The 12,874-nt window shown below is 67.5% G+C and carries 13 protein-coding genes and 1 tRNA gene; 13 read left to right on the top strand and 1 reads right to left on the bottom strand.

The features are described 5' to 3' along the window. Positions 1-4 precede the first annotated feature (4 nt). Positions 5-78: transfer RNA gene (locus EII34_RS01370), tRNA-Pro, on the bottom strand. 110 nt (positions 79-188) lie between these two features. On the opposite strand from EII34_RS01370, the gene EII34_RS01365 reads away from it, so the two are divergent. Genes EII34_RS01365 through EII34_RS01305 form a run of 13 tightly spaced genes read left to right on the top strand, consistent with a single transcriptional unit; the run spans position 189 to position 12,825 of the window. Continuing rightward, positions 189-1,409, top strand: coding sequence for a L,D-transpeptidase (locus tag EII34_RS01365; protein ID WP_124842011.1), 1,221 nt, complete (start codon positions 189-191; stop codon positions 1,407-1,409). A 39-nt stretch (positions 1,410-1,448) separates the two neighbouring features. After that, positions 1,449-4,277, top strand: coding sequence for a DUF4040 family protein (locus tag EII34_RS01360; protein WP_124842009.1), 2,829 nt, complete (start codon positions 1,449-1,451; stop codon positions 4,275-4,277). Then, a complete protein-coding gene (locus EII34_RS01355) occupies positions 4,274-4,606 on the top strand; it encodes a sodium:proton antiporter (protein ID WP_124842006.1) in 333 nt (110 codons plus the stop codon). Before EII34_RS01360 ends, EII34_RS01355 begins: the two co-directional genes overlap by 4 nt. Beyond that, entirely contained in the window at positions 4,603-6,111 is a 1,509-nt protein-coding gene (locus tag EII34_RS01350; protein WP_124842002.1) for a monovalent cation/H+ antiporter subunit D family protein, read from the top strand. Before EII34_RS01355 ends, EII34_RS01350 begins: the two co-directional genes overlap by 4 nt. Beyond that, positions 6,108-6,461: a Na+/H+ antiporter subunit E gene (locus tag EII34_RS01345; RefSeq protein ID WP_124841999.1), complete on the top strand. Its 354-nt coding sequence runs from the start codon at positions 6,108-6,110 to the stop codon at positions 6,459-6,461. The genes EII34_RS01350 and EII34_RS01345 overlap by 4 nt, the downstream gene beginning before the upstream one ends. Further along, positions 6,458-6,718: a monovalent cation/H+ antiporter complex subunit F gene (locus EII34_RS01340; protein ID WP_124841997.1), complete on the top strand. Its 261-nt coding sequence runs from the start codon at positions 6,458-6,460 to the stop codon at positions 6,716-6,718. Before EII34_RS01345 ends, EII34_RS01340 begins: the two co-directional genes overlap by 4 nt. Next, positions 6,715-7,059 (top strand): cation:proton antiporter, encoded by a 345-nt coding sequence (locus EII34_RS01335; protein WP_260425006.1) that lies wholly within the window; start codon positions 6,715-6,717, stop codon positions 7,057-7,059. The genes EII34_RS01340 and EII34_RS01335 overlap by 4 nt, the downstream gene beginning before the upstream one ends. After that, positions 7,056-8,336, top strand: a complete 1,281-nt coding sequence (locus EII34_RS01330; protein WP_124841994.1) for an O-acetylhomoserine aminocarboxypropyltransferase/cysteine synthase family protein — start codon at positions 7,056-7,058, stop codon at positions 8,334-8,336. The genes EII34_RS01335 and EII34_RS01330 overlap by 4 nt, the downstream gene beginning before the upstream one ends. 2 nt (positions 8,337-8,338) lie before the next feature. Continuing rightward, positions 8,339-9,469, top strand: coding sequence for a homoserine O-acetyltransferase MetX (gene metX / locus EII34_RS01325; protein ID WP_260425005.1), 1,131 nt, complete (start codon positions 8,339-8,341; stop codon positions 9,467-9,469). Next, positions 9,466-10,056, top strand: coding sequence for a methionine biosynthesis protein MetW (gene metW, locus EII34_RS01320; protein WP_124841989.1), 591 nt, complete (start codon positions 9,466-9,468; stop codon positions 10,054-10,056). Before metX ends, metW begins: the two co-directional genes overlap by 4 nt. After that, positions 10,057-11,565: an apolipoprotein N-acyltransferase gene (lnt, locus tag EII34_RS01315; RefSeq protein WP_124841987.1), complete on the top strand. Its 1,509-nt coding sequence runs from the start codon at positions 10,057-10,059 to the stop codon at positions 11,563-11,565. After that, entirely contained in the window at positions 11,562-12,323 is a 762-nt protein-coding gene (locus EII34_RS01310) for a polyprenol monophosphomannose synthase (protein ID WP_124841985.1), read from the top strand. The genes lnt and EII34_RS01310 overlap by 4 nt, the downstream gene beginning before the upstream one ends. Further along, positions 12,316-12,825: an FxsA family protein gene (locus tag EII34_RS01305; RefSeq protein ID WP_185711112.1), complete on the top strand. Its 510-nt coding sequence runs from the start codon at positions 12,316-12,318 to the stop codon at positions 12,823-12,825. The genes EII34_RS01310 and EII34_RS01305 overlap by 8 nt, the downstream gene beginning before the upstream one ends. The last annotated feature ends 49 nt before the right edge of the window (positions 12,826-12,874 follow it).

The raw sequence follows: 12,874 nt of genomic DNA, 5'->3' as shown, positions 1-12,874 counted from the left end.
TCGGTCGGGCTGACAGGATTTGAACCTGCGACCCCTTGACCCCCAGTCAAGTGCGCTACCAAGCTGCGCCACAGCCCGAGGCCAACCTCAGTTGGCAACCGTTGCAGCTTAGCGTCACTTGGGGCTCGGACGCCAATCGCGTGGTCCGGGACTCGTGGCGGACCCCTCGTCGGCCTACTGTATGTGCCATGACCCTGCGTTCCTGCGTCGCTGCCATGCTCACAGCACTGGTTCTCATCGGGGCCTCCTCGTGTGCCCGGACCACGCCGGAGTCGGCGCCACCGATCGCCTCGGAGAGTGTGAGCGCGACCCCCAGCGCCACGGCCTCGGCCACCCCGTCGCCCACTGCCTCCCCGGAGCCGAGCCCCACCCCGACGGCGGGACCCCTCGTGGTCTCCACGTCACAGGAGGCCGCCATCCCGGCCGACCCCGTGGAGTTCACCGTCGAGAACGCCACCGTGGTGGCCGCGACGTTGAAGGGAGCCGCCGGGGAGGTCCCCGGCGCGTACACGGAGAATCGCTGGACGCCCAACGAACCGCTCCAGTTCAACGCCGAGTACACCCTGACCGTCACCCTGGACGACGGTCAGACCCGGGAGGCCACCATCCGGACCGTCAATCCCGGCCCGGAAGCCAGCTTCAAGGTGCTCTACCTGTTCGACGGGGTTGGGGTCGGGATGCCCGCCTACGTCAAGTTCGACCATCCGGTCGGCGAGGCCTACCGGGCCGAGATCGAGAAGCACGCCTTTGTCACCACCGAACCCGCGCAGGAGGGGTCGTGGGGCTGGCTCAGTGACACCGAACTGCTGTGGCGCCCCAAGGAGTACTGGCAACCCGGCACGAAGGTGAAGCTGCACTTCTCGTGGGACGGGGTCCAGGCCACCGACTCCACGTGGCTGCGCAAGACGCTCGACGCCGACTTCTCCGTCTCCGACGTGGCGCGGATCATCAAGGTCGACATCGCCGACCACACCACGACCGTCGTCGAGAACGGCGAGGTGGTCAACACCCTGCCCTCCACCACGGGCAAGGAAGGCTTCACCACCCGCTCCGGCACCAAGATCATCCTGGAGAAGAACGACTCGAGGCAGATGAACTCCGAGACCATCAACATCCCGGCCGGAAGTCGGGAGGCCTACAACCTCAACGTGAAGTACGCGATGCGGGTCACGTGGACCGGGGAGTTCATCCATGCAGCGCCGTGGTCGGTCGGCAGCCAGGGTCGGGAGAACGTCAGCCACGGCTGTGTCGGGCTCAGCACCGACAATGCCGGGTGGTTGTACGGGCGCAGCAACGTCGGCGACGTCGTCGAGTTCACCGGATCGGACCGGGAGATGGATCCTGCCGAGGGCATCGGGGTCTGGATGTACACCTGGGAACAGTGGCAGGACCGCTCGGCGTTGCAGTGATGATCCCCCGGATTCGATCACGGTAGGATCGGTGTCCAAATGACTGTCTTGATCTCCCTGTGCCTCCTCGGAGCCGCCCTGCTCGTGACCCCGAGTCTCACCAGGGTGATGGACCGGCACACGGGCTGGTTCCTGGCGGCCGTCTACATCGCCTGCGCCGCCATCCTCGCCCCCGATGCGCAACGGGCCCTGGCGGGCCGGGCCACCTCGTGGGTCCACGACTGGGTGCCCCGGCTCGGCATCCGACTCGCCTTCACCTACGACGCCACGGCGGCGGTGTTCAGCATGCTCGCACTGCTCATCGGCGCCGTGGTGCTGGTCTTCGCCACCCGGTACCTGCACCGGGGGAGACATCGGAGTTTCTACCTGGTGATGGTGGCCTTCACCATCGCGATGGTGGGGCTCGTGGCAGCCGATGACCTCGTGGTGCTGTTCATCTGCTGGGAGATCACCTCGCTGGCCTCCTTCCTGCTGATCGCCCGTTCGGGCCACGGGGCCGAGGGACCCTCGATGCGGACCCTGCTCATCACCTTCACCGGGGGAGTGGTGCTGCTGGTCGCGATCTGCCTGACCTGGGCGCGGCTCGGTACCACCCAGGTGAGCGGGGTGCTCACCTCGACGGTGTGGGCCGAGGATCCCGGTTTCGCGACGCTGGTCGCGTTCCTGGTCGCCGTCGCCGCCTGCACGAAGGCCGCCCAGTTCCCGTTCCACGTGTGGCTGCCCGATGCGATGGCCGCCGTCACCCCGGTCAGCGCCTACCTCCACGCCGCAGCGGTGGTCAAGGCCGGCATCTTCCTGATGCTCCGGTTCAGCCCCGCCTTCCACGAGGTGCCGATCTGGAACTGGTTCCTCACCCCGGTGGGGTTGGCCACGATGATCATCGGAGGCTGGTGCGCACTGCAGCAGACCGACGTGAAGAAGCTGATGGCCTACTCCACGGTCTCCCAGCTGGGGTTGATCACCGCCACCATCGGAGTGGGCACCGAGCACGCCCTCAGCGCTGCCACCTTCCACACCATCGCCCACGCCCTGTTCAAGTCCGGACTGTTCATGCTGGTCGGGGTCGTCGACCACGCCACCGGTACGCGAGACCTGCGGCGCTTCCCGCCCGCGCTGTACCGACGCCTCCCCGTGACCTTCGCCTTCATGCTGCTCGGCACCGCCTCCATGGCGGGGCTGCCCCCCATGCTCGGATTCGCCTCGAAGGAAGCGGTGCTGGCAGCGCTGCACGAGGCCCACGTCACCCCCGGGCTCGTCCTGCTCGTCGTCGCCACCCTGGGCTCCGTGCTCACCTTCCTCTACTGTGCACGGGCCCTGCTCGGTATCTTCGTCGACGGCCCGGATCCGGATCGCGAGACGAACAGCCATGACCCGGTGCTGGTCGCCTCCGCGGCCACCCCCATCGCGGTGTCCGTGATCGCCGTGTTCCTGCCGGGAGTACTGGTCTGGCACGGGATCGGTGCGGAGCTGATCGCCACCGTCGTCGTCATCGTCCTCGGGGCTCTCACGACATGGCAACGACAACGCATCGCGTCGTGGATCGCCCGGCACCGTCATCTGCCCGACGGTCCGACGGTGATCCGGCACCTGGAGACCGCGACACATCGTCTCGGCACCGCGGTCGACCGGCTGGTGGCCACCGACACCGTCACCCGACACGTCATCCCGATCCTCGGTGGCCTCGGGGTGCTGGGACTGGTGGGGACATGGGCAGCGAACCGACAGGGACTGCCGCCACAGCTCGGCGGCCTCAGCCGTCCCATCGACCTCGTGCTGTTCCTCCTCATCACGGTCGCCACCCTCGGGGTGTGCATCTCCCGGGTCCGGCTGGGAGCCGTGGTCTCCCTCTCGGCGGTGGGCATCCTCGCCACCGTGCAGATCCTGGCACTCGGTGCCCCGGACGTCGCGATGACCCAGCTGCTCGTGGAGAGCCTCACCATCATCGTCATCATGCTGGTGCTCCAGAAACTGCCGGCCCGGTTCCCGCCCCGTCGCACCGACCGCAGCCTGATCACCCTCGGCGCCTCCGTCCTGGTCGGAGCCGGGGTGTCAGCCCTGGTGTGGGCCCTGGTCGCCCGGCGGGAGCGGTCCCGCCTCGCCGACTACTTCCTCGGCAACACCGAGGCGCTCTCCGCGGGCCAGAACGTCGTCAACGTGATCCTCGTCGAGTTCCGTGGCTTCGACACCCTCGGGGAACTGAGTGTGCTCGGCATGGCGGGGGTGGCGATGCTCGCCATCCTGTCGACGGTTCGGGACCGCTACCTGGACCCACCGATCGATGACCGCGACGCCCTGCCGGTCTCCCGGCTGTGGATCAACCAGGACCCGAACTCCAGGGCCAGTCGTGCCATCCTCGACCCCCATCCGAACGCCATCGGGCTGAGGGTGATGCTCAAGGTGATCGTTCCCGTGCTGATCCTGATCTCCATCGCGCTGTTCTGGCGGGGACACAACAGCCCAGGCGGTGGTTTCAACGCCGCCCTCGTGGCCTCCTCGGTGATCGGGCTGATCTACCTGTCGACCACCAAGGATCGTCAGATCGGTCCGCCACGACTCCCGCTGGTCCTCATCGGTGGCGGCATCCTCGTCGCGGTCAGCACCGGTCTGCTGGGCCTCGGCGTGGCCGGTTCCTTCCTGGAGCCCATCCACGGCACGGTGCTCGGGATCCACCTGACCACCTCGATGATCTTCGACGCCGGGGTCTACCTCGCCGTCGTCGGGCTCATCATGATCTCGGTCAACCTGTTGGGAACCACGCGGGGCACCACCGCTGGTGGAGAGGGCACGAGGGAACGCGTGGACGAGTCGTTGGAGGGAGAGCTGCCGGGACCGCTCGAGACCGTGCGGGGGGAGGAGATGCACCCGTGATCCTCATCGCGACGATCTTCGTGCTGGTCACCGGCGGGGTGTACCTGCTGCTGCAGCGCTCCATGGTGCGTGCCGTGTTCGGGCTCAGCCTGCTCAGCCATGCCGCGAACTTCACGCTGCTCGTCACCGGAGTTCCCGGCTGGCGCGCTGAGCCCATCACCGACGGCACCGACATCGCCTCCTTCGCGGACCCCCTTCCCCAGGCCTTCGTCCTGACCGCCATCGTCATCACCCTCGCGGTGACCATCCTCATGCTCGCGATGGCGGTGATCGGACGTGACGACATGCTGACACGGCACCCGGAGACGGGGGAGAGCAGGCAGGCATGAGCGCAGTTCTCCCTCTCTTCGCAGCGATCCCGCTCCTCCTGGCGGGTGCCACGGTCCTGCTCCGACATGCCCTGACGCAGCGACTGCTGCTGCTGGTCTGTTCCCTCGGGATCCTGGCTGGTGGGCTGGCCCTGCTGCTGGCCCACCGGGGCACCCCGGTCGTGTCCCACTCCGTCGGTTCCTACCTTCCCGGCGTCGGCATCGTGTTCGTCTCGGACACCCTGAGCGCCGTCATGCTCGTGGCCACCTCGTTCATGAGCCTCGTCTCATCGGTGTTCCTCATGCTGACCGGGGAGGACCGCTACCGTTTCGTCGTCCCCCTGATCCTCATGCTCAGCGCCGGGGTCAACGGTGCCATCCTCACCGGGGACCTGTTCAACCTCTTCGTGTGGGTCGAGGTCATGCTGCTGCCGTCCTATGCGCTGGTGGCGGTCACGGGATACTGGCGACGGCTCGGCATCGGACGCATGTTCATCATCGTCAACATCATCACCTCGACCATCCTGCTGCTCGGGGTCGGGCTGCTCTACGGCGCCGCCGGAACGGTGAACCTGGCCGCCCTGGCCAACCGTGGCGGCGACCCACAGATCTCGCTGGCCACCGGGGTCATCATGTTCGCCCTGCTGGTCAAGGCCGGAGTGGTACCGGTGCACGGCTGGTTGCCCCGCGCCTATCCGGCGACCTCCGCCGGGATCATGTCCCTGTTCGCAGGGGTCCACACGAAGGTGTCGTTGTACGCGGTCTACCGGATCTACCTCACCATCTTCGACGGCCCCGCCCCGTGGTTGCCGGTGCTGGCGGTCCTCGTGGTCGCCACCATCGTGATCGGATCCCTGTCCACCTTCGGCGAGAAACGCATCCGCGGGGCCCTGGCCTTCCAGATGGTTGCCGGGGTGGGCCAGATCCTCATCGGTGTGGTGGTGCTCACCGAGGGTGCGCTCGCCGCCGGTCTGTTCTACATGGTCCACCACATGATCACGATGGGTGCCCTGGTGCTCGCCGCCGGTGCGATCGAGCACACCTACGGCTCAGGGCGTTTCGACAGGTTGAGTGGCCTGATGAAACGCGATCCGTGGCTCGCGGCGACGGTGGCCGTCGGTTTCGTCTCCCTCGTCGGCCTGCCACCGACCTCCGGGCTGTGGGGAAAGGTCGGTCTCGTGCTGAGTTCCGCATCGTCAAACGAACCGACCCGTTGGTGGCTGCTCGGGGCCATCGTCCTGGCCTCGGTGGTCTCCGCCATGGCCCTGCAGCGGGTGTGGCGTGAGGCGTTCTGGGGGGCCCCGATGAAGGACTACCTGCCCGACGACCCCACCACCTCACGTGGTACCCCCACCCCCATCGCGGACGATGCGAGGGTCGAAAAGCGCTTCCAGGCCCCGGCGATCCTGCTCGTCGGCGTCTCACTGGGCCTGTTCCTCGGGATCGGGTGGGTGTGGCCGATCCTCGAGACCGCTGCTGCCAATCTCATCGACACCGCCCAGTACGTGAAGGCGGTGATGGGATGATCGTGCTGCGTTTCCTGCGCTGGTTGTGGTACCTGAGCCTCCAGATCGCCGCCGGGTCCCTGCGCGTGGTCGTCCTGGCGGTCACCGGTCGGCGCAGCCCCGCCATCGTGGAGTACCGTTCCCGCGCCGCGTCGGAACTCGAACTGGCCCTGTTCACCTCGGCCATCACCATCACACCCGGCACCCTGGTGCTCGGGGTGTGCGGAACTCCGGGCGGGGAGGAGGTCTCGGTGTTCGTCCACAGCCTGTTCGACAACGAACGCTCCTCGGTCGAGGAGGGCCTGGCCGAGCTGGAGTGGTACCTGCTGCGTGCCCTGCGCCGAGACGGAGTCGTGGAGGAGCGGTCATGATCACTGCGTTCTGGATCGCCGGCGGGGTGCTGTCGATCACCATCCTGGTCGGCATGGTCCGGCTGATCACCGCCCGTGACTCCGCCACCCGCGCCGTCGTGGGGGATCTGGTCTTCTTCTCCTGCCTCGGGCTCCTCGCCCTGTTCGGCATGACACAGGCCTCGAGCGTCAGCGTCGACCTGGCGTTGCTCGCCGCCGTCCTCGGGATCCTCGCCACCATTGCCCTGGCCCGCATCATCACGAGGGGGCAGCGATGATCGTGCTCGAGATCCTGGCCGGGGTGCTGGCCATCACCGGGGCGCTGTTCTTCCTCGCCGTCGGCGTGGCCGTGTTCCGTGTCAAGGACGCCCTGTCCCGCATCAACGTCCTGGGCCCCGCCACGGCCTTCGGCGCTCCGATGATCGTCGTGGCGGTGGCCCTCGGTTGGACCGTCGAGAGCGGCTTCGACCTCATGCTGTGGGTCAAGACCGCCGTCACCGTCGTGGCGCTGGTGATGGTCAGTTCCGTCGCCTCGAACGTCCTCGCGCGCGCCACCTGCCGCTCAGATGCGACACTGGAGCCCGACACGCAGCCCAATGATCTGAGGAGTGACGGATGAAACGCCACCTCGAGACCCTCACCGTCCATGCCGGACAGGAGTCGGCGGATCCCGGCAGCAACGCCCGTGCGGTTCCCATCCACCAGACGGCCAGTTACGTCTTCGACGACGCGGAGCATGCGGCTGACCTGTTCGCCCTGCGCCGCCCGGGCAACATCTACACCCGGATCATGAACCCGACCCAGAACGTGTTCGAGGAGCGCATGACCGCACTCGAGGGAGGAGTGGGAGCACTCGCCACCGCCTCCGGGGCGGCCGCCATCACCTACACGGTGCTGACCCTGGCCCGTTCCGGGGACAACATCGTGGCCCTGTCCACCCTCTACGGGGGCACCTTCGCGCTGTTCGCCCACACCCTGGCCCAGTTCGACATCGAGGTTCGCTTCGTCGACCCGGCACGCCCCGGCGACCTGACGGGCCTCGTCGATGACCGCACCCGGCTGGTCTTCGGGGAGACCATCGGCAATCCGGCCCTCAACGTCATCGACGTCGAGGCCTGGGCCGCGGCCGCCCATGCCCACGGCCTTCCCCTGGTCCTCGACAACACCGTCGCCACCCCGATGCTCACCCGCGCCTTCGAGCTCGGGGCCGACATCGTCGTCCACTCCGCCACCAAGTACATCGGTGGTCACGGCACCTCGCTGGGCGGGGTGATCGTGGACTCCGGTGCCTTCGACTGGAGCGCCAACGCAGCACGTTTCCCCGGACTCACCGGTCCCGACGAGGCCTACCACGGCGTGGTCTGGAGCGAGGCCGCCGGACAGGCGGCGTTCATCACCCGGGCCCGCACCGTCATGCTCCGCAACACCGGTGCCGCCATCGCGCCGTTCAACGCATGGCTGATGTTGCAGGGCCTGGAGACGCTGCACCTGCGGATGGAACGGCACTGCGCGAACGCGCTGGCCATCGCCCGACATCTCGAAGGCCGCGAGGAGGTGGCCTGGGTGAACCATCCGGGGCTGCCCTCCAGTGCCTCGCACGAGATCGCCAAGCGCGTGCTGCGTGGTGGCTTCGGGGGCCTGGTCTCCTTCGGGTTGGCGGCCGGTCGCGAGGCCGGGGCCCGATTCGTGGAATCCCTGGAGCTGTTCAGCCACCTGGCCAACATCGGTGATGCGAAGTCCTTGGTCATCCACAGCGCCTCGACCACCCACTCCCAGCTCGACGAGGAGGAGTTGAGAGCGGCCGGGGTCCCGGCCGAGATGGTTCGACTGTCCGTGGGCATCGAGCACGTCGACGACCTCATCGCCGACCTCGACCGGGCGCTGGACCAGCTCTGAACGTGTCCGACCCGCTCAACACGGTGGCGGAGACCATCCGCCTCCACACCCCTGACGATCCGCTGGTGCTCGCCAGCGGTGCCCGCCTTGCCGAGGTCGACGTCTCCTACGAGACCTACGGCACCTTGAACACCACCCGCTCCAACGCGGTGTTCGTCTGCCATGCCCTGACCGGTGACGCCCATGCGGCAGGACCGCGTGAGGGGGATCGTCGCCCGGGCTGGTGGGACAATCTCATCGGCCCCGGCAAACCGGTTGACACCGACCGCTGGTTCGTGGTGTGCGCCAACATCCTGGGGGGTTGCCGCGGCACCACGGGACCCTCGTCGGTGGACCCGGGGACGGGGAGCGCCTACGGCCTGGACTTCCCCCTGCTCACGATGTCCGACTTCGTGTCGGTGCACCGTGGGCTCGGTCGGCACCTCGGAATCGAGAAGTGGGCGGTGCTGCTCGGGGGCTCACTCGGCGGGATGCAGGTCCTGCAGTGGACGTTGTCGCACCCTCAGGAGGTCGACAACGCCGTCATCATCGCCGCGTCCTCCCGACTCACGGCGGAGAACATCGCCTTCTCCGCCGTCGGCAGGCAGGCGATCATGCGCGATCCCGAGTTCAGGGAAGGGCGCTTCGCCAGCCTCGGGACGTCCCCCCACCGAGGCCTGTCGGTGGCCCGGATGATGGCCCACATCACCTATCTGTCCGAGGAGGCCTTCAGCGAGAAGTTCGGGCGTGCCGCGCAGGCAGGACGGCTCGACCCCGGCTTCGGTGTCGACTTCGCGGTCGAGAGCTACCTGGAACACCAGGGAGAGGCATTCCTCACCCGCTTCGACGCCCTGAGCTACCTGTACCTGACGCGTGTGATGGACTACTTCGACCCCTTCGCCGCCACGGATGCCCTCGAGGCCCTGCGGGCCGATCCGGTGAAATTCCTCGTCATGAGTTTCGACAGCGACTGGCGATTCAGCACCAGCCAGTCACGACGCATCGTTGCCCACCTGGAGCAGGCCGGGCTGCCGACGTCGTTCCGGGAGATCCACTCGCCATGGGGCCATGACTCCTTCCTGCTGGAGATCCCGGCCTACCACGCGACCATCCGGGCCTTCCTGGACCGGGCGTTCGAGGAGGGAACCTCGTGAGGACCGACCTACGGCTCATCGCCGACCTGATTCCCGCCGGTTCGCGGGTCCTCGACCTCGGGTGTGGTGACGGTGAGCTGTTGCGGCTGCTGGCAGCACGCGGCGGTACCGGCACCGGCGTCGAGATCGAGGAGGGACGGTTCCTGGCCGCGCTGCGACGAGGGGTCGATGTCATCGACCTCGACATCAACACCCAGCTCTACCAGTTCGCCGACGACTCATACGACGTGGTGGTGCTCTCCGGGACCCTGCAGAACCTGCAGCGTCCCGCACAGGTGCTGCGTGACATCTCCCGCATCGCCCGTCGGTGCGTGGTCTCGATGCCGAACTTCGTCCACTGGCGGAACCGGCTGCGCCTGTTGCGTGGCCGGATGCCGGTGACGAGACATCTGCCCTACCAGTGGTACGACACCCCGAACCTCCACTACACCTCGTTGCAGGACCTCGCACCGCTGTTCGACACCCTCCGGCTCGACATCTCCCGGTGGATCCCCCTCGACGAGAACGGGCACCCACTGCGCGCCCGAGCCCTGGGCGCCAACTGGCGGGCCAGCTCCGCCATCTACCTGCTCGAAGCGAGACGTTGAATGCTGCGGCTCATCCTGGCCCTGGTCGCAGGAGGACTGCTGGCCCTCGGATTCCAGCCGTGGAATCTCTGGCCACTGCCCATCATCGGCATCGCCCTGCTGACCGGTGTGGTGGCGGGTCGTCCCGTGAGGGCGAGCTTCGGTCTCGGCCTCGCCGCCGGACTGGTGCTCAACTACCTGTGCATCTGGTGGGTCAGCGTCCAGTCGGGACCGGCGATCCATGCCCTCATCGCGGTGATGGCCTGCTGGGTGGGGCTCGCGGCCGGTCTCACCACGGTGCTGCTCCGCCTCAAAGGAGCGATCCTCCTCGTCCCGACCGCATGGGTGTGCGTCGAGTTCGGGGCGGGCACGTTTCCCTTCCGAGGATTCCCGTGGCTGCGGCTGGGACACACCACCATCGACCAGCCGATGGCCGGCTGGCTGCCGCTGGTGGCCACGCCCGGGGTGACCTGGCTGGTGGCCTTCGTCGGGTGCCTGCTGCTGCGCATGGTCACCACACGATCCCGTCTCGCACCAGCACTCACGATCGCGGGGGTCTTCGCCGTCGGCGGCCTGATGACGCTGCGGCCCGTCGAGCAACCCGAGGACCACGTGGTGGTCGGAATGGTCCAGGGCAATGTCGCCCTCGATCTCGACACCGGCTACATCGCGGCCACCGGGGCCACACCGAACCATCTCAGTGAGACCGTCTTCCTGCTGGCCGAGGCCAGGAGCAGGGGAGTGGGACTCGACTTCATCCTGTGGGCGGAGAACTCCACGGACCGCGACCCCCTCCTCCACGGCCCGACGAGGCGACAGGTCGAGTGGAGTGCCCGTCTGGCCGAGGTACCCCTGTTCATCGGTGCCGTCATGGCAGGACCGCAGGAGGGGACCCGTCAGACCGTGAGTCTCTGGTGGACACCTGAGGAGGGCATCACCGACCGCTATGCCAAGCGCAACCTCGCTCCCTTCGGGGAATGGGTGCCGTACCGGGACCTCCTGGAGCCGGTGTTCCCCGACGTCGCCCGTGTCGGTGCACAGTCGGTCCCCGGTGCGACCACGGGTGTGCTGGAGGTCTCCACGGCCCACCGTCCCGCGCTTCGGGTCGGCACCGTGATCTGTTACGAGCTGGCCTACGACAAGACCGTGGCGGAACTCTCGTGGCACGGTGCCCAGGTGCTGGTGGCACAGAGCACGACGCACAACTTCACGGGCACCTCGGAACCCCTGCAGCAGATGACCATCAACCGGGTCCGTGCCGCCGAACTCGGCCGTGAATTCGTCGCCTCCACCCTGAACGGGTACTCCGGTCTCATCGACGTCCGGGGCCGGGTCCACGAGCCGACCGTGGAGGGCACCGCGGCGCACCGGATCCTGAGTCTTCCGCTGCGTGAGGGGACGACCCCGGCGGTCTTCCTCGGGGTCGTGATCCAGGGGCTGTGTGCGGTGCTGGCAGTCGGTGCCGCCCTCCACGCCATCGGCAACTCCAGTACCCTTGAGGCACCGTCGACCAGGAAGGAGCCCCGATGACCGAGGTGGCACCTCTGATGCGGGTACTCGTCATCATCCCCACCTTCAACGAGGCCCAGAACATCGAGGCCATCATCGCCCGGTTGCGCAGGAGTGTCCCGGCAGCCCACGTCCTCGTGGTCGATGACCAGTCCCCGGACGGCACGGGCGAGTTGGCCGATGCCCTCGCCGAGCAGGACGACCACGTCCACGTCCTCCACCGCGCGGGGAAGGAAGGGCTCGGGGCCGCCTATCTCGCCGGTTTCCGGTGGGGCCTGGAACGTGACTACGACGTGCTCGTGGAACACGACGCCGACGGCTCGCACCAGCCGGAGCAACTGCCCCGGCTGCTGTCGGCCCTGGAGCGGGCCGACATGGTCAAGGGGTCCCGCTACGTCCCGGGTGGTTCAGTGGTGAACTGGCCGTGGCACCGGTTGTTCCTCTCCCGGGGCGGCTCGTTCTACATCAGGTTGTTGCTGGGGATGCCGTACCGTGACATCACCGGGGGGTTCAACGCGTTTCGTGCCTCGACCCTGCGGGCCATCATCGATCTGCCCATCGACCGACGCGGCTACGGCATCCAACGGGATCTCACCTGGCACGCCCACCGGGCCGGTTTCCGGATCGTCGAGGTGCCCATCGAGTTCGTCGAACGTGAGTTCGGGGACTCGAAGATGGGTCGCAACGTCGTGATCGAGGCGATCCTGAGCACCACCCGCATGGGGTTGCGTCATCGCCTGCGTCAACTCAGCTCCCTGGTGCGTGGTCGACGTGGCTGATCGTCCCCGGGGTCCGCGTGCCTCGAACGCCATCCTCTGGCTGGTTGTTCCTGGCGCCCTGTTCCTGTTCGCCGAGATCACCTGCCTCATCGCGGTGGCCAGTCATCTGGGATGGTGGACGTTGCTGTTGCTCGGAGCCACGACGCTGCTCGGGGCCTGGTTGCTGCAACGTGAGGGGCGCAGGACCTGGCAGACCATGTCGCAGTCGTTGGTCACCGGTTCCCTGCCTCCCGGGCAGGCCGCCGACGCTGTCCTGGTGATGCTCGGTGGGGCACTGCTCATCGCGCCCGGTTTCCTCTCCGACCTGCTGGGACTGCTGCTCCTGCTGCCGCTCACCCGTCCACTGGTCCGAGGCCTCGTGGGGCGGTTCTTCGGGCGGGCCGTGGCCAGGAACCGTCCTGCACCTCCCACGATCATCCAGGGTGAGGTGGTCGAGGAGTCAGCACCGGAGACGTTGATCCCTGAGATCGACGAGGGCGACGGGACAAACAAATTTAATTGACAACCATTTCCTGTGGACCTACCATCACCTCCACACATTCGACCTTGGA

Source organism: Arachnia propionica, from assembly GCF_003859805.1.
GTDB classification, from domain to species: Bacteria; Actinomycetota; Actinomycetes; order Propionibacteriales; family Propionibacteriaceae; genus Arachnia; species Arachnia propionica_C.
Note: the sequence above shows the minus strand (reverse complement) of the source record. Positions and strands in the feature narration are given on the sequence as shown.

What these genes read in the sequence shown, in the direction of transcription:
- EII34_RS01330 (WP_124841994.1), top strand. Translation starts at nt 7,056, where the DNA reads ATGAAACGCCACCTCGAGACCCTCACCGTCCATGCCGGACAGGAGTCG.
- EII34_RS01350 (WP_124842002.1), top strand. Translation starts at nt 4,603, where the DNA reads ATGAGCGCAGTTCTCCCTCTCTTCGCAGCGATCCCGCTCCTCCTGGCG.
- lnt (WP_124841987.1), top strand. Translation starts at nt 10,057, where the DNA reads ATGCTGCGGCTCATCCTGGCCCTGGTCGCAGGAGGACTGCTGGCCCTC.
- EII34_RS01360 (WP_124842009.1), top strand. Translation starts at nt 1,449, where the DNA reads ATGACTGTCTTGATCTCCCTGTGCCTCCTCGGAGCCGCCCTGCTCGTG.
- EII34_RS01340 (WP_124841997.1), top strand. Translation starts at nt 6,458, where the DNA reads ATGATCACTGCGTTCTGGATCGCCGGCGGGGTGCTGTCGATCACCATC.
- EII34_RS01365 (WP_124842011.1), top strand. Translation starts at nt 189, where the DNA reads ATGACCCTGCGTTCCTGCGTCGCTGCCATGCTCACAGCACTGGTTCTC.
- EII34_RS01335 (WP_260425006.1), top strand. Translation starts at nt 6,715, where the DNA reads ATGATCGTGCTCGAGATCCTGGCCGGGGTGCTGGCCATCACCGGGGCG.
- EII34_RS01310 (WP_124841985.1), top strand. Translation starts at nt 11,562, where the DNA reads ATGACCGAGGTGGCACCTCTGATGCGGGTACTCGTCATCATCCCCACC.
- EII34_RS01345 (WP_124841999.1), top strand. Translation starts at nt 6,108, where the DNA reads ATGATCGTGCTGCGTTTCCTGCGCTGGTTGTGGTACCTGAGCCTCCAG.